General features: G+C 53.2%; 16 protein-coding genes and 1 tRNA gene. 3 read left to right on the forward strand and 14 right to left on the reverse strand.

What is annotated here, in order from left to right; genetic code table 11:
• Nucleotides 1-6: 6 nt before the first annotated feature.
• The 3 genes from Pla144_RS14630 to Pla144_RS14640 all read right to left on the reverse strand — a co-directional run bounded on the left by Pla144_RS14630 (nucleotide 7) and on the right by Pla144_RS14640 (nucleotide 3,045).
• Nucleotides 7-1,950 (reverse strand): SulP family inorganic anion transporter, encoded by a 1,944-nt coding sequence (locus Pla144_RS14630; protein WP_146451421.1) that lies wholly within the window; start codon nucleotides 1,948-1,950, stop codon nucleotides 7-9.
• Nucleotides 1,951-2,035: 85 nt separating this feature from the next.
• On the reverse strand, nucleotides 2,036-2,344 hold the full coding sequence (locus tag Pla144_RS14635; RefSeq protein WP_146451422.1) for a hypothetical protein: 309 nt from the start codon (nucleotides 2,342-2,344) through the stop codon (nucleotides 2,036-2,038).
• Nucleotides 2,345-2,379: 35 nt separating this feature from the next.
• On the reverse strand, nucleotides 2,380-3,045 hold the full coding sequence (locus Pla144_RS14640; RefSeq protein WP_146451423.1) for a carbonic anhydrase: 666 nt from the start codon (nucleotides 3,043-3,045) through the stop codon (nucleotides 2,380-2,382).
• 767 nt (nucleotides 3,046-3,812) lie between these two features.
• Between Pla144_RS14640 and Pla144_RS14645 the strand changes: the two genes are divergently transcribed.
• A tRNA-Arg gene (locus Pla144_RS14645) sits at nucleotides 3,813-3,885 on the forward strand.
• 32 nt (nucleotides 3,886-3,917) lie between these two features.
• On the opposite strand, the gene Pla144_RS14650 is transcribed toward Pla144_RS14645, so the two are convergent.
• Both Pla144_RS14650 and Pla144_RS14655 read right to left on the reverse strand, forming a co-directional pair.
• Nucleotides 3,918-4,667 (reverse strand): hypothetical protein, encoded by a 750-nt coding sequence (locus tag Pla144_RS14650; RefSeq protein ID WP_197530699.1) that lies wholly within the window; start codon nucleotides 4,665-4,667, stop codon nucleotides 3,918-3,920.
• Nucleotides 4,668-4,900: 233 nt separating this feature from the next.
• Nucleotides 4,901-5,701, reverse strand: coding sequence for a hypothetical protein (locus tag Pla144_RS14655; RefSeq protein WP_146451425.1), 801 nt, complete (start codon nucleotides 5,699-5,701; stop codon nucleotides 4,901-4,903).
• 846 nt (nucleotides 5,702-6,547) lie between these two features.
• Here Pla144_RS14655 and Pla144_RS14660 point away from each other — a divergent pair.
• Complete coding sequence (locus Pla144_RS14660) at nucleotides 6,548-6,985, forward strand: NINE protein (protein WP_146451426.1); 438 nt, start codon at nucleotides 6,548-6,550, stop codon at nucleotides 6,983-6,985.
• Nucleotides 6,986-7,168: 183 nt separating this feature from the next.
• Here the strand turns inward: Pla144_RS14660 and Pla144_RS14665 are convergent, their stop codons facing one another.
• From Pla144_RS14665 to Pla144_RS14705, 9 genes are all read right to left on the reverse strand, one after another.
• On the reverse strand, nucleotides 7,169-10,033 hold the full coding sequence (locus Pla144_RS14665) for a BatD family protein (protein WP_146451427.1): 2,865 nt from the start codon (nucleotides 10,031-10,033) through the stop codon (nucleotides 7,169-7,171).
• Nucleotides 10,034-10,073: 40 nt separating this feature from the next.
• Complete coding sequence (locus Pla144_RS14670; protein ID WP_146451428.1) at nucleotides 10,074-11,276, reverse strand: hypothetical protein; 1,203 nt, start codon at nucleotides 11,274-11,276, stop codon at nucleotides 10,074-10,076.
• A 17-nt stretch (nucleotides 11,277-11,293) separates the two neighbouring features.
• Nucleotides 11,294-12,397 (reverse strand): vWA domain-containing protein, encoded by a 1,104-nt coding sequence (locus Pla144_RS14675; RefSeq protein WP_146451429.1) that lies wholly within the window; start codon nucleotides 12,395-12,397, stop codon nucleotides 11,294-11,296.
• Between the two features lie 25 nt (nucleotides 12,398-12,422).
• Nucleotides 12,423-13,511, reverse strand: a complete 1,089-nt coding sequence (locus Pla144_RS14680) for a vWA domain-containing protein (protein WP_146451430.1) — start codon at nucleotides 13,509-13,511, stop codon at nucleotides 12,423-12,425.
• Complete coding sequence (locus Pla144_RS14685; RefSeq protein WP_146451431.1) at nucleotides 13,511-14,503, reverse strand: hypothetical protein; 993 nt, start codon at nucleotides 14,501-14,503, stop codon at nucleotides 13,511-13,513. The genes Pla144_RS14680 and Pla144_RS14685 overlap by 1 nt, the downstream gene beginning before the upstream one ends.
• Entirely contained in the window at nucleotides 14,500-15,375 is an 876-nt protein-coding gene (locus Pla144_RS14690) for a DUF58 domain-containing protein (protein WP_146451432.1), read from the reverse strand. The genes Pla144_RS14685 and Pla144_RS14690 overlap by 4 nt, the downstream gene beginning before the upstream one ends.
• Nucleotides 15,376-15,430: 55 nt before the next feature.
• Nucleotides 15,431-16,441, reverse strand: a complete 1,011-nt coding sequence (locus tag Pla144_RS14695; RefSeq protein WP_146451433.1) for an AAA family ATPase — start codon at nucleotides 16,439-16,441, stop codon at nucleotides 15,431-15,433.
• Nucleotides 16,442-16,850: 409 nt separating this feature from the next.
• On the reverse strand, nucleotides 16,851-17,303 hold the full coding sequence (rpiB, locus tag Pla144_RS14700; RefSeq protein ID WP_146451434.1) for a ribose 5-phosphate isomerase B: 453 nt from the start codon (nucleotides 17,301-17,303) through the stop codon (nucleotides 16,851-16,853).
• 188 nt (nucleotides 17,304-17,491) lie between these two features.
• Nucleotides 17,492-18,616: an L-threonylcarbamoyladenylate synthase gene (locus tag Pla144_RS14705; RefSeq protein ID WP_146451435.1), complete on the reverse strand. Its 1,125-nt coding sequence runs from the start codon at nucleotides 18,614-18,616 to the stop codon at nucleotides 17,492-17,494.
• A 239-nt stretch (nucleotides 18,617-18,855) separates the two neighbouring features.
• On the opposite strand from Pla144_RS14705, the gene Pla144_RS14710 reads away from it, so the two are divergent.
• On the forward strand, nucleotides 18,856-19,812 hold the full coding sequence (locus Pla144_RS14710; RefSeq protein ID WP_197530701.1) for an NHL repeat-containing protein: 957 nt from the start codon (nucleotides 18,856-18,858) through the stop codon (nucleotides 19,810-19,812).
• Nucleotides 19,813-19,827: the final 15 nt, after the last annotated feature.

The raw sequence follows: 19,827 nt of genomic DNA on the forward strand, positions 1-19,827 counted from the left end.
GCACAACTATACGACCGATTCCAGTTGCTCGGCCTCATCTTGATTGAGACGAGCCATGCGGTCGACGCGAGAGTGTAGCGAGCCCCAATCCATCACCAGATTTCCTTTGCCTGACTCGTGTTGTTTAGCCCAGTTCATCAGAAGCTCCAGGCAAGCATGGTCGATGTAATCCAAATGAGAGAAATCGACATGCAAGTCAGCATCCTCAGGAACTCGTTCCAGCACGGCTGCTAATTTTGGCAGACGGATAAACGTCGCCGAGCCTTTGAGCTTGAGCACAGCATCCTTTTCTCCATTCTCAGACAGGCTAAGTTTTGCTTCCAGATGAGAAAACGTATAGAGAAGCTTGCCTGCGGAGAGGGCAATACCTACCAGAACTCCAGAGAGTAAGTCGGTGAATATGATCGTGCCCACCGTGGCGGCATAAATCGCAACTTCCCCCCAACCATATTGTCGTAATTTGACCATCGATTTCACGTTGATCAGCTTGTAGCCCGTGTACACCAACATGGCGGCGAGGCTGGACGTAGGAATCAACCTCAATAGAAACGCCAGCACACTCACGAATAATAAGAGCCAGACACCGTGAAAAATAGCTGAAAGTCGAGTCTTGCCCCCTGCTTGTATGTTCGCTGAGCTTCGGACGATAACCCCTGTCATCGGCAAGGCACCTACCAACCCGCAAAGAACATTACCGATACCCTGGGCAAAGAGTTCTCGGTCGTACGCAGTTCGGGGACCTTGCTGCATCTGGTCGACAGCCGTTGCGCAAAGCAGCGTTTCAGCACTCGCGACCACGGCCAACAGCACAGCAGCCTTAGCCAAGTCGGCCCAAGGGGCGTACCTTAGTATGTCTGTATTGGGTACCCGCACTTCCTCCCACAAATTATTGGGAATCTCGACGTACAACACTGGCACAACGAATACAGTAGCCAGGATCGTGGCCAGAACGATAGCGACCAGAGGAGCCGGTATCACCTGCAACTTCTTCGGTGCGAATCCTTGCCAGAGAAGAATCGCCAGGATGGTGACCATTCCCAGTCCGGCAGCCAAATGATGGTTCTTTAGACTCGCCAACAAATCCTCAAGGACCATGATATTCTCCGTTTGCAATTGCAACGCCTTACCGAGATTATCTTTCTCCAGTCCTTCCAGAGCAGCCTCGCTATGACTCAGAGCTGCCGTACTTGCCGCCACGATTCGCTGCGAACGTTTGCTCCCTTCGGTGAGTTTTTGCAATTGGTCAACTTCATCCATCAAACCTGTCATTTGCTCGACAAGGCCTTGCTGCTGCTCGACAAGCTGCGGCATAGTAACTGCTGGTGGTTCCAGTTCTATGTCGGTCGGTGCTATTGCGCCTGGCAAATGGGGCACGTGCTCGGCCAATCGTTCGTGGATATTCACCTGTTGACGGTGCAACTCGCCAACTTCGTGCAGGAGTTTGGAGCGAATTCTACGGACTTCTGTCGGAGCAAACTCCGGCAAGGCAAAACTCTTGGCGATGGCCTGAGGAATTGTGGCCAGATTCTGAGCACCGCTCCCCTTGGGCTTGTCATCGATCATCACATGGAACTGGCTTGCTACAATCAGGAAACCAATCCCGGCGAGCATCCCTTGAATCACAGCCGGGGAAACTGCCCGAAACCACTGTCCCCAACGCAACAAACCCGCCACGATCTGAATCACACCTGCCAACAGCACTGCGAGCCCAAGCATTTCGAGCCCCATCGTCTGAATGATTTCGTAGACGATCACCGTCAGTCCTGCGGCTGGGCCACTCACCTGCAACGGGCATCCGGCTAGACTGCCGACTATGATACCGCCAATGATGCCGGTAATGAGACCTGCTGCCACGGGCGCACCCGAAGCGATCGCGATACCCATGCACAACGGTAAAGCAACGAGGAATACGACAATGGAGGCCAGCAGATCGCTCTTGAAGATGGACATCGATAGATTACTTTCGAACAAGTCTCATCCATGCAGCACGGAGGCCGTTTGGCTAATGACATGCTGGAGTCGACACATGGCAGAACTATGCGGCCGACTTCTCTCGAGCAGATTCCTGAGAATCTGAAACTAAGATAGAAGCATCGGTAAATGACTTGGCATCGCTATTTTCTTTGCGGAAATGTGCGACACGAACCGTACCTAGAAATCCATAAAAAACACTGATGACCAGCAATGCGTCGATCGATGTCGAAAATGCAAACAGAGAATTGAGAGTTAGTCCAACAAGCCCAAGTACGAGACACGAAATGGCAGCCCCAAAGCAAAGTTGCGCTTCCTTGTCGTGGATTGCACAATGGAATAATGACTTAGATACAGAATGATCCGATTTCATGGAGACTCCTTTAGAACCAATTAGAGCGCTGATATTCAAATGGCGGGCAAATGCACGGGAACTTCCTTTGGCTCGACAAGAGTTTCTGCCAGGGGTACGTATTGCCCTTGCTCAGGCTTATAGGCAAACACCTGCCCCGTTTCAAACTTGTAGACCCACCCATGAACCTTGACATCGCCGCGCATCAGTGCGGCAGCGACCGAGGGGTGGGTGCGGAGATTTTCAATCTGCACGAGGACATTTTCCTCGACGGTGGCCGTCAGCAGAGCCTGGGGATCACTGATGTGAGCGTAATTCTCCTCAATGATACGAGCAGTCGCTTCAGCCTGACCCAGCCAAGATTTTACGGCTGGCAACTTGGCAATCTGATCGGGCGCCAGCAGTCCCCCCATCGCTCCACAATGCGAGTGTCCACAAATGATGATGTCTCTGATTTTTAGAACACCAATTGCATATTCAATGGTCGCTGCCTCGCCACCTGCAACCGCACCGTAGGCGGGAACGATGTTGCCCGCATTACGCATGATGAATAACTCACCCGGGTCGGTTTGCGTGATCAGACTCGGATCGATGCGTGAATCCGAACAAGTGATGAAGAGGGCTAGAGGATGTTGCCCTTTCGTCAGTCGTTCAAACAGCCTTTTTTGCGAGGCAAACGTACTCTGCTGAAACTGATGAATACCCTTAACTAGTTTTTGCATATCAACTGCTCAAAACGTGAATGGATAGGCTTGCCCGAAAGATCGCTACTACGTCGGCAACAATTGCGTCTCCAGCAGAGGTTCGAGGGAAGCACGACTGGAAAACCGTTGGCTATATCAATCTGCACTAAGAGCGCAGTAATTTACTTCAGAGGAAGCGATTGGCCTAACAGCGCAGGGGGGCGCAGAGTTCGCTTGAGAGCCTGTGCCCAAACAGAGATCTAGGAGTTAGCCAAGGAGCAGACTGGATACCTTGTTCAAAGGAGAGGATTTGGTACGAAGCCCAAAAATGGCGAGTTCGCACGAGTCGAGACTCGTTTCCCAGTATACATTCCGTTTGGGAAGAACTAGCTTCCGAATTGTCAGACGATTCGCAGTTGGCAAGCGATTCCACGGCTAGACCAGGCCCCGTTGTCAGTAGTAGGGATACCACGAACAAACCGAAGAACACGAATCGCAATCCCGCCAACAAAGGTCGGGATGCCAGGAAGTTTCTAATTGTCGGTCGCACAAACATCGAGGGCGATCAAAAGAGAATCGGAAAGAAATAAGACCTCAACTTGTCTATTCTCCCTGTTTTACGTTGCTAAGTCCAGGCCGGTTGAATCGTTCAATTTCCGTAAAACTCTTGAAATTTGCCCTCGATGGAGTTGGTCACCGGGGCAATTGATTCGTAATAGTGTGGACTCTGAGTTATATTTTGGACATCGCAAGTTTGCCGTCAGGGGGTATACTCCGACCAAAACTCGGACTAAAACCAATCCTGAGCCCCCGTAGCTCAGGGGATAGAGCGACGGTTTCCTAAACCGCAGGTCGCAGGTTCGAATCCTGCCGGGGGTATTTTTCTTTGCTGGTGTTCAATCCTGGATGACTTAAGCAGATTTCTGCTGCATCCACTTGCGAATATAGTTGGCACCTAGCACACTGCAGACCAGTCCGCCAAAGAGGAAGGCAGAGGGTTCGGGAACACTTGCGATATAGCTGAGCGGCGAACCCGAAAACGTAAAGTCATTTTGACCAATGTTAGCGCCAGTAAAACCGCTGCCGTACCCCTCATTGGAGGCAAAGCCTAGACTACCATCGCCACCAAAAGGGTTAAGATAAGTACCAACGAATTTGATTTCGGCTCCACTGTTCGGTGTCAGCCCAATGTCTGAGAGATTAAACGAAAAGTTGAAAGATGCCTCAGAAGCGCTCGAGGGATTACCAACGCCAGCAACAAAACCTAAGCCGTTATTCCCAATTGATCCAGTATCTGGAATCGACCACAGACCCCCAAACCCCGTGTTGATTGAGATGGCATATGATGCCTGGAAACCCGCTGGTAGGGTCAAAATCTTACCAGTGCTCGCTTCCATAAACGATATGGCAGAACGATTGGTATCCTGACGATCATTGACTAGGGTTCCAATCGCATTGCGACCGCTCACACCGGTATCAAAATACAGCACAAAACTGTCGCTGAAATTGCCGCTGGTTCCCTTGGTGAAGTTCACAGTGACCGTAGTCCCATCGTCAGTCCAGTTCATTTTTGAGGCGCCGACAGCCCCAGCAAAACCACTCTCCCCGGAGCCGGTATAAAGGGTGGCATGTGCAGAGCTTATTGCAATACAAGAAAGCATCAAAATGCTTGCAACAAAACTGTTGCGAAATCGTTGCTGTTGCATCGCCTGCCAACCTTAGAAAAAGAGCCCTGAAAAGACCAACTCTGAATGGCACGGGAGATAACCCCCTTTGCCAACATGTCAGACTAACAAGTAGGTAAGACGCGGTCAATTAAATTTCGGTATGAGAAAAAGGGGGATTTTGCCGGATTCTTGGAGCCATACGGAGCCTTCTGAACATCCAATTCGCCTTAACTACCTGTAGAGCCAAGAGTTATCTCTTCCTGCCGAATCTTCAAAGTTTTTCTGCCGCTGAGCAACCCCCATTGCTGCAGTCGGCGGCGAACGTAGCCGGCACCCAACACGGTCGTAATTAAACCCCCAAACAAGAACGCGGAGGGCTCGGGGACGGTTGCAAAGGTTCCATTCACCTGTAAGTCGTTTGGATATGCCGTACTGCCTGTGAAAAAGTTATTGAAATACCATGTTCCACTTGTTGCTCCACTCCAGTTAGCGACTCTGAAGCTGACTTTTGTCCCGGAGGAGACATTCTGCAGATCCAGAATCGATGTTAAATCAATTGCGGATTGCAGATTTCCGTTGGAACTCGTTGTGCTACCCCAATTAATTGCGCTGCCGATGCTTGTCCAACTACCCATCCCTAATTGATACTGCCATTGACCTAAGGAGGGGCCTGTGCTCGATCTGCGGATGTTATAAGGAGCAATGTTTGTCAAAGATAAACTCGTGCCCGAACCAACGGTAAACGAAAAAGAAACAAAGTCGGAAGCGGTTAATGAGTTTGCCAAACTAGTGGTATCGAAGCCATTCCCGCCCCATGCGTTGCTACTCGCCGTACCGGATGTGGTAACGCCACTTCCCCGAGTTATTCCTGTTGTACCAGACAAATCAAGGCTGGATTGGGTGGGGGCAAATGGAGAAGGTCCCCAACTTGTGAGATCGAAGACGTCCCATCCGACAACTAAGTCAGCAGAACACTGTGAAATCTGAAAAAGCAAAATCACAAGGGCGCACAAGCAGGAGCTTCTCATCGAACGATCCTTTCGGCAACTTAAGAGGGGCTATCTTCTTGAAAGGTTGTTTAAGGCCTCAGCGGTCGGTTGACTGTGGTGGTGCGATTTTAAAACGCTCACCCAATGGCGGCAAGAAAATTCCAGGGTGTTTTTTGGATTATCCTGGTCCGCTTGTTTCAATTCCGAATCATTTGCCGTTGTGCAGTTGACATAACTTCAATACCACCAATGATTTATAAACACCACTGCACTGATTATGCGGGCAGGGAAAATTCACCCCTGCACACCGAAAAATCCGTGTCAGACGCCGACTTTCGCCAGTCCTAGGCGTTTACCCCAAGTTCGGTCTAAGCTCGGGCAAGTCCAGATGGAGCCTAAAGAGTTTCCAGGGCAGTATCCTGCCACGACGAACTTTCGGAACAAGTTGTAAACAACTCCTGATTTCGATAGTAAGAATTGTTCGCTCGGTTTCGGAATCAAGAGGAACATCGCGGGCTTTGAAAGTACAGGAGGCAGCAGAGACAAAAAAGATTCGTAGAGAATAATTTTCCAACCTAGTTTTCATTTCCTCCGCTATCTCCCTTTGTTCCTGTCCAAACCAATCCAGCGGATACCCCAAACTGCCGGAGTTGTCATTGAATCAATCCTCATCAGAATATTGAGCACGGAGTTTTCTATATGAGCATGGCCTCAAAAATAGAAATAGGCCAAGGTCCAACTCTGAGCTGATCAACTATGCCTGATAATGGTTTCTTGATTGGTGGGATCAATTCTGGATTTCTTACTTCTGGGAGTGAATGACAACAAGCGAGGTATAGAATATAATCTTCTATGTCCCCATTTCCCTCAGAACAGCAACTTGCCATGAGTCATGAATCGTACGACGACAACGAATATGGTGAAACAACAGATGTTGAGACGCATAGTCTTGTCGTCGGCTATCTACTGTGGATTTTCGGTTTCACCGGTGCGCATCGCTTCTACTATGGGAAGCCGGTCTCCGGGACGATTTGGTTCTTTACTCTTGGCCTGTTGGGCATTGGGTGGCTGGTTGACCTGGTGCTGATTCCCGGCCTGCGAGCAGCAGCTAATCGACGCTACCTGCCCGGGCCGACAAACTACACGATCGCCTGGCTCCTGCTGACTTTCCTCGGCCTGTTCGGTGTCCACCGTTTCTACCTTGGTAAATTATTCACCGGGATTCTCTATTTTTTAACAGGCGGCCTCTTCCTGTTAGGCATCCTCTATGATTTCTGGACGCTCAACGAGCAAGTTGACGAAACAAATGCATTCTACGTCTAGGTGTCAGGAGTCACAGTCTGAATAGACCAGAGAGAAGAGCAGGAGTAATACTCCCACAGTAGGATCCTGTTAAAAAAAGCACTCGTACATCTCCAGACAGATTCCAATGATTCAGGTGCAGGTGATGAAAGCGGCGCGCAAGAGCAGTATCCTGACGAGTCATTGGCTAATTGAACACGGCGTCTAGATGACTTCCACGTTCCTGGATTGAACCCAGCCAGTTTGTCCTGATTCCGAACGAATCTTAAGCCAATCACCTCTTTGCTTCAGAAACTCCACCGCTTGTCCTTCGCTCAGTTTCAGATTAGTCACTGGAAAGCTGAGACCGTCGCCCTTACGCAATTCTGTGGATGGCGAACTGATGATAGCGATCGTGTGGTCAGATTTTGCCCCATAGACACTGTAGAGACTTGCTGAAAAGATAACGAGGGCCCCAGCCGTTGCCGCTAACGTTTTCCATGGGAATTGCAATCCAATCAGCCGCAGTCCCAAGACCAGCCAGAGTGCGAACCAGGCGGAGACTGCTATTCCTCCCATGAAACGCGGACTCAGGTTTCGAGTTAGCCAAGCGATTGTCGCTGACGCTAGGGCAGCGAAGTCATTCCCGACTTCGTCGCTGCCCTCGGAAACGGACGGGGCAACCAATTGCATTGCGTGCTCCAAGTTTATCTGTGCCTTGCGATTTCCTGGATCGATCTCTAGTGCTCGCTTGTAATTCGCTATCGCTTTGCCTTGCTGGCCACTTTGCAGGTAGGTATTGGCCATATTCACGTACAAACGGCTGTTTGCGACGCCGGAGTCAACCAGCAGTTGATACTTCTCCGCGGCATTCGCGAATGCCTGCTTAGCATCCGCAGAGTCCTGGCTGTGTGAGTTCATAGCGCTGTCGTATAACCGGCCGGCCTGTTCCAGAATCGCTTGCTTCTGTTCGGCTTCAAGCACACTGCTAATGTCACGAGGCTCTGATTGTGCATCCTGCGGACTTGTGGCATTCGGTGTGCTCTGAATCAATGGTTCTCGCACCGTACCGGCGGTCGCCAAGCAACTGGTCAAAGCGATCGTCCCGGCAAGAACTACCAGACTTGCTACATGAGAGGTTCCCCTTCCATGGCCAGCTTTGATGCGGTTGAATTGCTCTGCCGAGAATTGCCGAGGCTTGGGTTTGGTGTGTTTTCGCAGGTGGTGTCGTTGCATTTCCGATAGCACTTCGAGGGCTTCATGTTTCACATCTTCGAGCGACGCCGTGCGACTTACTCCACTCGCATAGGGCTGGTTAATTGTGTGGAAGACTCTCTCACATTGGACTGCCAACTTGTGGTTTCCGGCGGCCCGCAATGCCCCGATGATCTCGGAGGTGTCTTTCAAGTCGGAGTTTAATCCCAACCGGCGAGCGAGGTAAGATTGCAGCGTACGACAGACTTCGGCAGCAGTCTTGGCCTCCAGGATTCGAGTTTGCACTTGATGGCTTCCAAAACCAAGCCGGCCCAGAAGTTGTGAGACGCTACTTCGATTGAGTGCGATTCCGATTCCAACGACGATCAAAGGTGGCAAAGTCACTAAGAAGAAAAGCGTACCTGGGCTGAGGTCCTGCGGCGCCTCACTGCTCAAGAGGCCGTCGCCAGAGTAGTTCTGAAACGACGCAGACGGTTCCCCAGACGCCGCGACTCCTTGCTCTACGCGGTTGCTTGCTGCTGAGCGGCTGCCGACGATGGCGTCAAGAGCCAAGGTGTCGGTCGGGTCGACATGGATCGAGATCGGTTTGCTGCGTACGGTGACGAATTGGTCTTGCTGTGGATCGAAGAAAGTAAACGGTATGGCCGGGATTTCGGTAATGCCATCTTTGCGCGGTCGGATCGTCGTGGAGAACACTTTGCGATCCTCCTGTACAAATCCAGCCAGCGGTTCGTTGGGAACCTTGAAATTGGTTGTCAATTCCGATAACTCGGCCAGTGGAGGGGCCTGCACCAATTCCATCGGACCGGTCCCCACGATGCCAATGAGCAACTCGATCGGGTCGCCAGCCTTCACAGAAGTTTGGCGAGCTTCAGTCACGATACCATAGTCCCCTACGGCACCGCGATAGTCGCCGGGGCGGTCTGCAGTTGGTATCGGGCGTACATTGATCGACTCAACTGAAGCATCAGACACAATGGGCCGGACCGACTGGACCGCGAGTCGCCGCCCAAAAGGCGAGGGGAAGTCGTCCATACCAAATCCGCCGGGGAAAGGCATACTATCAAACATTGATGCAAAAGGATCGCGAGCGGTGCCCAACGCGGTAGGATATTCGACGATCACGTGAATGTCGTCTCCAGCGATCGCACCCGCATGTTTCGGGTAAATAGTCGCATCGATTTCGTACAGATAGTAGCTATGTTCGACACCATCGCGGTCTTTTCGAAGCACCTCTTGCGCCTTGGGTCGCTGGCCGGTGTTGGCCATTTGCTCGATCCGATCACCGAACACTCCCCAACTGGAGCTTGGCGAGATCATCTTCCACATGTCACCAGCCGAAAGGGTGATGTTTCGTTCCGAGTCGCGGAAAGGCCGCAGCCAAATCTTGAGGGTCAAATCCAAGGCCTGGCCGACGTATATCTCCTTCTCTTTTCCGGCGACTTCCACGAACATCAAGTCGCCCGTTTCACTCTTGGACGCGACGAACTCAATCGCCTGTGTCTGCTTTTGGGTGCCGTCCATTTCAATCGTGATAGGCGGGATGCGAAAGCTGCCAGCCCGTACTGGAACAACTTCGTAGACATAAGTCAGTGATGTGTTCTTTGTCGTTCTGCCGTTGATGGCCGTAATCTGAGTGCTTTGCGAGGGAGTGCCGCGAGAATGAATATCGAGGCCATCCACTGTGGGGATGACGGGCGGCTCGACGCTCGACGCGTTGCTGACTTGAATCTGCAAAACGACGGGCATACCGACATAAGTGTCCCTTGATGAGACGCCGACTCGCACATCCGCCGCCGACGCCTGGAGCGCGCCGCCACCGATCAAAGTGGCCAGTACTAGGAAACGACAGATATTTGAGATGAAATGTTGCATGATTCTTGGGTTGGAGAGGTTCCTCGTGGTTCGTAGCCAATTACCAATCGCGGTCGACTGGAATGTGTTGATTGCGTTCTGCAGCCTGCTGGCGGAGGCGACGAATCATGTCGCGATCGCGAATCGCTTGCAGCATTTTTGCGGCCTCTTCCTCCGTAATTTCGCCTTCTTCCCCAGCCTGAACGGCAGCCGATTTCTGTTGGCTGACCTTGTCCTTCTGATCGGAAGGTTGTGCGGCCGACAGCTCACCCTTGGGTGGCTGCTTACCTTGCTCTTCGTGGGTTGCGTCAGTCTCTGGAGAGGAACTCTCTTTCTCGCCGTTCTCGGCCGAGTTCTGCTGGCTGCGATTCTCCATAGGCTGCGTCTGGTTCGACGAATTGTCTTGCCGTTCTTGTTGATCTGCCTGCGAGTTCTCGTTGGCTGACTGCTTGTCTTTAGCGTCTTCACCTTTGGACTTCTGTTCCTTGGACTGATCGTTTTCTTGCTGTGAATCTTCAGATCGCTCTGAGTCTTCTTCCTGAGAGTTTTCATCTTGTTTCGCACTCTCAGCAGACTGAGATTGGTTCTGCTCTTGCTGTTGATCGTCCTGCTGTTGGTTTTCGCTTTGCTGACCGGATTGCTGCTGCTCATTCTGTTGCTGTTGGTCCTGTTGACCGTCAGATTGCTGTTGCTGGTCCTCTTCGTTCTGCTGTTGTTGGGATTGGTCTTGTTGTTGCTGTTTTTGTTGTTGATCCTGTTGTTGTTGCTGCTCCTGCTCCTCTTCTTTACGCAACTTGTCGATCAGTTGAGATGCTAACTCGATATTGGCACGAGCTTCGGCATCGGCCGAGTTGACGTCCAGTGCGCTGCGATAGTTTTCGATCGCCGATTCCAAGTTCTCAATAGCTGCCGGGCGATCCTGTTCCGCTTGTTGGAGGGCGTTCACGTAATCGCAGTTACCGAGATTGAACCGTGCCTTGGCAGCGATCGCATCATTGTCCGCCGCCGCTAACGTCTTGAAATGGTCCGCTGAGGCTGAAACGTCACCCTTGCGATACTGCGCCACAGCGTAGTTGTACTCAAGGTTGGCCGATGGCGGAACGAGTTCCTGCAATTCCTGATAGGCGGCGATTGCCCCATCGACGTCGCCATCTCGCAGCAGGCTATTCGCCGTATTGATCTGCGTGGCCACAGCGCGGTCGGCATCGTCGGCGCGCAGCGTTCCGGCGCTGGCGACGCTCACCAGGAGAATAATCGAACACATTGTTTTTTGCATTGTCGTCATGCTGCGGTCGAATGTTCGGCGGTTGATTTGTTGTCCTGCTGTGGGATCCCATGCTCCTTGTACACTGCCGTAGCCGAGTCGACATGGCTAGCACGACGATTGGGCCAGGTGGCGATCACGACTTCACCCAACAAGAGCAAAAGCGCTGGCGCCAGGAACCACTGAAAACGGGCTTCGTATTGGTTTATCTGTGCCGTTTCGAATTCCATTTGCTCGACGTCGGCGATATAGCTGTGATAAACGGCGGACATGTTCACTTGCTTGGTGCCGGCTGGAATGTAAGCACCATCGGTTTCTACCGCTACTTGACGGAGAATGTCTCCGTGTAGTTTAGACCACACCTGCTCGCCGTCGTGCTGCAGGTACTCTTTGCCACCATCGGCTGTCAGAGGAATACGGGCGCCTTTGTCCATGTCGCCAAGTCCAACGGTGAAAATCCGTATGCCCGCATCTTGGTGCGCCTGCTTGGCAACTGCTACTGGATCGCTTTCCTGATCTTCGCCATCGGTGAAAATGACGATGGCTTTGTGGGCGTTTAACTTGGTCAGAAACGACTGCGATGCAACTTCAATCGCTTCTCCTAGCCGCGAGCCTCCGCGCCGCATGTTGTGTGGTCCCACCTCGTCGAGAGATTGCTTGAAATCGTCGTAGTGGGTGGTGAGTGGAATCTGTTGTCGAGCGTCCCCGGCAAAGACGACCAGGCCGACGCGGTCGCCTGCCATTTCGTCGACTAAGTCCTTGATTTGCTGCTTTGCCCGTTCAAGTCGATTCGGTGACGCGTCTTCGGCCAGCATCGATCGCGAAACGTCGAGCACAAACATCACTTCGATGCCCTTTTGAGGAACCTCGCGCGACACCTTGCCCCAGCGTACGTCGATCAGTGCCACCACCATCAAAGCCATGGCTCCCGTCACAAGCGCCGCACACAGAATTGTGCGGAGCTTGGTGGATCCAGGCAATACACGACTGATCAGGTTGGCCGTAGCGTAACGTTTTCTCGCCCGACGACCGGCTGCGGCTGCGAGCAATATTGCTGCAAGCGACAACACTGGAAGCCAAAGCCAGGTTAGCTGAGTCAAGTTGCCAAAGTGGATGTCCATAACGAAATAGTGTTGTTAGATGGTTTCAGGCAAATTCGCGGAACAGGGTATTGCTAAGTAGCACGCGGGCGGAGAGCAGACCTAATGCCACCAATACTAGAGGTGGAAAACTCAACGTGCCCAGGGGTATCGACTGAACCGCCAACTCGCGATAATCGACGAAACGTTGTTCTTCGATCTTGGTCTTCTCGAGTTGGTCAATCTCGCGATAGATCTCCGTGAGCGATTCGGTGTTCGTAGCGCGGAAGTATTTCCCTCCTGTGGTTGCGGCGATCTTCCGCAGGGCGTCTTCATCGATGTTCACTTCGGCCCATCTGATTTCTTCACGACCGGATAAAGGATTAATGACCGGCACAGGAGCCCGACCGCGTGTGCCGACGCCGATCGTGTAGATCTTGATGTCCATCTTCTTCGCCAACTCAGCCGCTTGCTGTGGATCGACTTCGCCGGCATTGTTCTCGCCATCGGTGAGCAGCACGAGTACTTTGCTCTTCACTTTCTTCTCTTTCCGGTCGTCGAGCGAATTGAGTTTCTCCACCGCCAAGCTGATCGCGTCTCCAATGGCCGTGCCGTCTTCGGCACGTTTTACGACGATATCCTGGTGATTCAATTGTGCCATCACAAACGCATGGTCCAGAGTCGGTGGTGTCACTGCGTCGGCAAAGCCAGCGAAAGTGACCAGCCCCACCAGGTCACTCACCCGGCCTGTCAGGCCATCCTCCTCCTGAACCTTGTCGTCGCCCCCGATAAACCGGCCCGCGACATTTTTAATGGCAGTTAGCCGATCGACGTGTTGTCCATCGATTTTGAAATCGAGTGCCCGCATACTTCCTGAGCGATCGACCACCATCTCGATGGCAATGCCGTCGGCATCCACCACGGTTTGCTCACGGCCTTCCCGAGGTCTCGCGAGGGCGATGATAGTAACTGCGATGGCAGCCAGAGTGAGTGCGGCTGGCAGCCAAGCCAGTCGTTGTCGCCAAGTAGGGCGCAAATGTTGAAGGTGCTCAATGGAACTGAACGGTACCGCTGTCTGTCGAGCGCCGGTCCACATTCGCCAGGCAATCACCGGGAGCAGCAGTAACAACGCCAGAATCCAGGGATTATGGAACATCAGGCATCCTCCCTTTCCAACGCTTCACGGTGCACTTCGCATTCGAGCACAAAGGCCTTGACGTCTTCAAATGCTTGTTGGAGCTGTTGGTTGTCCACTCCATGGCAAGCGAACTTGATGTCGTCGGCTACCGCCATGAGCGAGGCAAGCCGCTGGCGAGGGGTATCCCCCAGTTGCACGGTCTTTGCCGCTTCGAGGAGGAATTCATGGCTGGTCCGAGTGAGTGTCGGTACATTGTATTCGTATTCAAAAAATTCGCGGACGACGTTTACCAATTCGTTGTAAGTCAACTCGGGATCAGCAGAACTGTCAGACAGAAGCTGCTGCAAGTCTTCGATTTGTGCGAGCGCCCATGCTGCTGGTGTCGGGCCACGATTTCGCCTAGTCAACAGCACCGCTGCCAGGGCAACAGCTGCGGCAATGCTGACGCCTGCCACGGTCCACACGACCCATGCATTGGAACTCTCCTCAGGCACGGCGACGTCGACCACGTCCTTAATGTCGCGGAACTTGGTCGGATCTGAACGATCCTCCAGCACACTAGTGATTTGAATCTCGATGGGTTGACTCTGAACTGTCTCGAACACTGTCGCGTTTTCGAGGGTAGAAAAATGCACGTCGAGCGACGGAATCTCTACGCTGCCCGTCTTGATCGTCTCGAGGGTAGCTTTCAATATCCAGAGCCGGTCATTTGCATTTTCAGCTCGTGGAATGTCTCGAAGTGTCTCACTATCTCGAACTTCGAAGTCGCCCAGTTTCTCAGGGAGCCTTGGCATTTCGACATGTGTCCCTTGTGGGGCCGTCACTTCCAGGACCAGCTGCACGGGGTCGACAACTTGTGCTACGACCTTGTCGACACTTACGCTGAGAGTTACCGGGCCTTGCCTGACCTGCGACCGATGCAAGCTGGAGTCAGCACGAGCGACAAGTGATGTAACCGACGTCAACGTGACCAGCAGGGCGAAAGGTAAAATGCGTTTTGATAAAATCATCGGTGATTCTCCCTTCGATGGAAGAACCTCTGCAGTGGTTCGACAAAGTCCTCTCCCGTGTACAGATGGATGGGGTCGAGGTTCAACTTGCGGAATAGCGTGTCGCGCTGCTCCATCCTTCGCTTGGCATGCTCTTCGTAAGCTCGACGATTAGCGCGGCTGAAAGTGTCAAAAGTAATCATCTGACCAGTTTCGGCGTCTCGCAACCGAACCAACCCCACGTTCGGCATTTTCATTTCCCGCTGATCGGCAACCACGACTGGTATGATGTCGTGTTTGCGGCGGGCGACTTTGAGTGACTTTTCGTAGCCCGTGTCCTGAAAATCGCTAATCAGGAACACGACCGTCCGCCGTGCCATGGTGCGGTTCAGGTGGTCGAGCACCTTCGTCAGGCTGGTGCCGTGCCCCATCGGGTCACAATAGAGTAGTTCGCGGATGAGTCGCAACACGTGGCGGGTCCCCTTGCGGGGCGGCACGAACTTCTCGATGCCGTCGGTAAACAGTGTCAGCCCAACTCGGTCGTTGCCTTTGATCGCAGAGAACGCCAACGTGGCACTGAGTTCCGTCACTTGCTCGCGCTTGGTCTGCCAGTGGGAGCCCATGCCCTGCGAGGCACTTTGGTCCACCAGCAGCATCACCGACATCTCGCGTTCTTCTTTGAACAGTTTGATGAAAGGCCGACCGGTACGAGCAGTCACGTTCCAGTCGATTGCACGCACATCGTCACCGAACTGATAGGGGCGTACCTCTTCGAACTCGATGCCGCTTCCGCGAAACGCCGAGTCCCACTGGCCAGCCAACAATTCATCGACGATACGTGTCGTATGAATCTGGATGCGGCGTATCTTCTTGATAATCGTACTAGGCAGCATTGGTATCTAAATTGAATGTGGGTCAGGGTCGTAAACCGATGTTAATTCGGAAGGGTTAAGGCACAGGAACCGCGTCCATAATGGTCCGGACGATATCCTCCGAAGTCTTCTCCTCCGCTTCGGCTTCGTAGGTGAGGATAACCCGGTGTCGTAGCACATCAAGGGCGATCTCCTTAACGTCGGCAGGAAGCACGTGGCCGCGGCCATGCAAGAACGCATTTGCCTTTGCCGCCAATGTCAGGTTAATCGTCGCACGTGGCGAGGCACCATATTGAATAAATTCTTCGAGAGCCAGACCGTACGCCTTGGGCTCGCGAGTAGCGATAACCAGATCGACAATATACTCCTGCACTTTGCGGTCGACATAAATTCTGTCGACAAGCTTGCGGGCGCCCAGAATTTCTGCGGGGCTGGTGACCGCCTTGGTTGCGATCTGAGGATTGGTCGTCGACATCCGTTCGAGAATCTCCAACTCCTGGTCGCGATTCGGATAGTTCACCACAACCTTGAGCATGAAGCGATCCATTTGAGCTTCTGGCAACGGATAGGTTCCTTCCTGCTCCACAGGGTTCTGGGTCGCCATGACGAGAAATGGTTCGTCGAGCGGGTAGGTGTGGCTGCCGATGGTCACCTGTCGTTCCTGCATCGCTTCCAACAGCGCACTTTGGACTTTGGCAGGAGCGCGATTGATTTCATCGGCGAGAATGATGTTGGAGAAAATCGGTCCCTTCTGAACGACAAACTCCTGATCTTGAGGACGATAGATCAAGGTTCCGATCAGGTCGGCCGGCAGCAAGTCAGGCGTGAACTGCAGACGCTGGAAATCGGTTTGGATCCCCTTAGCCAGACAAGCCACCGCCGTGGTCTTCGCCAGACCGGGAACACCCTCAATCAACAAGTGGCCGTTGGCAAGCAGTCCAACCAGCATGCGATGAATCAGCACTTCCTGACCAACGATCGTGTTGCCGACTTCGGCAATCAATTCGCGGAATGGATTGCTGTGTGCTTCGATTTCTTTGGAGAGTGATTCAATTTGTTCGTGAGTTACAGAAGTTGTTGAAGTCATGATTTTGCGTTCCTTGGACAGGCTAAACTTTCAACCGGCAGGACCGGCAGGTCAGATTCTGGTGGCGGGGGCCCCTGTTCTGGTGCAATAACGATCTGCAAAAACCGCCGTCAGCGGAGCCAGCAAAATCGCGTCTCATCCATGGGCCGAGGGGCGGCCCGAGGTAACTTTATAGGATTTGTTACCCTGCTTAGGTGCTTACGCAACGGCGGCAAAGAAAGTTCGAAAGCCCCCAAGAGCTCCATCCCGTCCAGATTCTTATCGACTGCCCAAGTAACAATAGTTACAGTCAGCACCATAGCGCGACTTTGGCCGGGTTTGTAGTTCGGAGGCAATAGCCGCAGGCAGGAACTCGCGTTGCTCGGTTCGGCCTGGGGGATTAGATCAGCGTTTGTAACGAGGCGCGAGGCTAGGTTTGCAGGGTGTGTTTTTCGATTTCTGTGATTTTGTCGACGCGGCGGGAGTGGCGTCCTCCTTCGAAATCTGTTTCGATCCAAACTTCGACCATCCGTTCGACCATGCGAGGGCTGAGCATGTCGGCAGGCAGGCAGAGCACATTCAAGTCGTTGTGGCGACGACTGATTTCGGCAGTCACCTCATCGGTGATGGGAGCGGCCCGCACGTGGGGGAATTTGTTGGCGGTGATCGCCATGCCAATCCCTGTGCCGCAGATCAGTATGCCTCGGTCGGCGGATTGTTCGCTTACCTTGCGCCCGACGATTGCCGCGAAGTCGGGATAGTCAACCGATTCGGTGACGTCGGTACCGACATCTTCTACCTCGTGACCCTTGGACCGCAAGATGGCCGCCAGCTTCTCCTTGAGGTGGTATCCCCGGTGGTCACTACCGATGGCAATTTTCATGTCGAACACCTTTCGCATCAATGCGAGTTTGAACTCGAAGAAAGTGAGCAGAATGCCGCTAGCCACCGGCGGCAAGGGCCGAACTACTCAGCTATCCTTGGGAACCGGCGGTTCGCCGATCCGCTCAGTTATTCCACGGAACCGGCGGCTAGCGCCGTTCCGCTCAAACATCATTCCTACCATGATTTTTAGGTAAAATCAACGGACTCGAGCCTTTCCCGGAGTGCCGATTCGACCTGTTCCCCGCATTCTCTATAAAGGGCTTTGGGCCCACCGATTGGGTCGCTGATGTCTCCCCCATCGACCCTCAATGTATGGGTGCGGCTAGACACTTCGGGCCAACGCCTTAATATCGCGTGACGATGGCCATTAGTCATGGCGAAGATGAGGTCCGCATGGCGCACCAAATTGTCCGTCAGTGGCTGTGATTCGTGGCGCGAGATGTCGATCCCTTTCTCCTTCATGATTTCGACGGCTTCCATGCTGGCAGCGCAACCGGGGAGGGCAGCCACCCCTGCTGAGGCAACGACGACTCCGTTCTGTTCCAGCTCATCGACGGCGCACCCTACCTTTTCCGCTGCTAATTTCTTTAGCAAAGCCTCGCCCATCGGGCTGCGGCAGGTGTTGCCAGTACAGACCAGTAATACGATCATACTTGATAAACGATCTAATGTGCTTTTACCCACGACGCCCTCTCGAAGACAATTGTAAGATTTCTCCGTCACACGTACCACTGTCGAGGGCTGACCGTAGTGACAGGGGCCGTCGTTGAGGACCAGATCCACGTAGTCACTCAGGCCATTTAGGGCCTCTTCCGCGGTTCTGGCATCAGCTTCTCCCGACCAATTCGAACTCGTGAGAGCGATAGGCCCCGAAAGCATCCCGAGGACGTCTTGCACGATCTGATGGGCAGGCACGCGAAGTCCCACGGAACCATTCGGTGCCACCGCCTTTTGCACCGAGGCAGGCAACTGGCGGAGCAGGCTTTCTTCATGGTGATTGTCGACGACCAGGGTCACAGGACCGGGCCAACACCTCCGGGCCAAGCGTTGGGCTATTTTCCCGGGATTGGGGACGTAGTCGAAGGCTTCCTCAGCACTCTTGATCGCCAGCGCCAGGGGGAGATCGTGGGCGCGGCCCTTAGCAGCAAAAATCCGCTCGACCGCTTCCGCATGACGACCACTGGCTCCAAGCCCGTAAACGGTCTCGGTAGGGAAGATCACCAACTTCCCTTCGGCAAGCATTTGAACTGCTCGATGAACCACATCCCGCGTATCTTCAGCCTGGCGTAGATCAATTACGATTGGCGGCATAAGCAGATGCCAAGAACTGGCCAGGAGTAGAGGAAAAAAAAAGGGGAACGGTCAGGGGGCAATAGCCAGACCTGACGGGCCGGTCCTAATCACCCCGAAGCGTAACTATAGTCGCATCAGCCTTTGTGGGTCAAGATAAATGGACCTGGATATTCGGATGCATCTCCTTACCAGGCAATAGTTTGCGTTTAGACCGGCTGAGCCAGCAGATATCGCTGCGAATCGCTACACTAGGTAATATGTCAACTCGCCTCACCGCAAGAGAAATGATGTTCTGCCCGCGCCGATTAGGCACTCTTATGGCGCTGCTCTGTTTCTCGCTCGGTTGCGTTCCATTTAGCGGGCAGAGCGAGGCACCCGACTTGGTTTGGGGAATACGTGGTATCTCATCGGGGAGGTTTCAAAAACCTCGTGCCATTGCCATCGATGCCCACGATCGCCTGTATATCGTCGACATGACGGCTCGCATCCAGGTCTTTGATGTGGATGGCCATTTTCTGCGGAGCTGGCATACTCCTGAGAGTGCGAACGGCAGGCCTTCGGGGCTGACAATCGATCGGCAAGGCCGACTCTTGGTGGCTGACACGCATTACTATCAGATGTTAGTCTACGATTCTGAGGGGAATCCGATCCCCGAGGCAAACATCGGTGGCACGCTGGGCCACGGTCCGGGTGAGTTTGGATTTGTCACCGACGCGGTCGAGGACTCCCAGGGTAATTTCTACATCGCCGAATATGGTGACTTCGACCGAATTCAGAAATTCTCTCCGGAGGGTGAATTCCTCTTAGAATGGGGTTCTCCCGGCGAAGAGCCTGGGCAGTTCCGCCGTCCGCAGAATTTGGAGATCGACGCCGAGGACCGAATCTGGGTCGTGGATGCCTGCAACCATCGGGTGCAGGTTTTCGATACCGAGGGGAAACTTCTTAATTGCTGGGGACAGGAAGGCAGCCAGCCGGGTGAGCTTTATTATCCTTACGATCTAGCCCTGGATGGCCAGGGGCACATTTATATTTGTGAGTATGGCAATCATCGAGTGCAAAAGTTTACGCTGGAGGGAAAATCACTCGGCTGCTGGGGATCCCAGGGTCGAGAACCAGGAAAACTCAACAACCCCTGGGCCCTAGCCCGCGACAGCCAGGGAAGACTCCATGTACTCGACTCCAACAATCATCGCGTGCAGCGCATAATTTTTTGATCGGATCAGATAGAT

Origin of the sequence: Bythopirellula polymerisocia (assembly GCF_007860015.1) — a bacterium.
Taxonomy (GTDB): Bacteria; Planctomycetota; Planctomycetia; order Pirellulales; family Lacipirellulaceae; genus Bythopirellula; species Bythopirellula polymerisocia.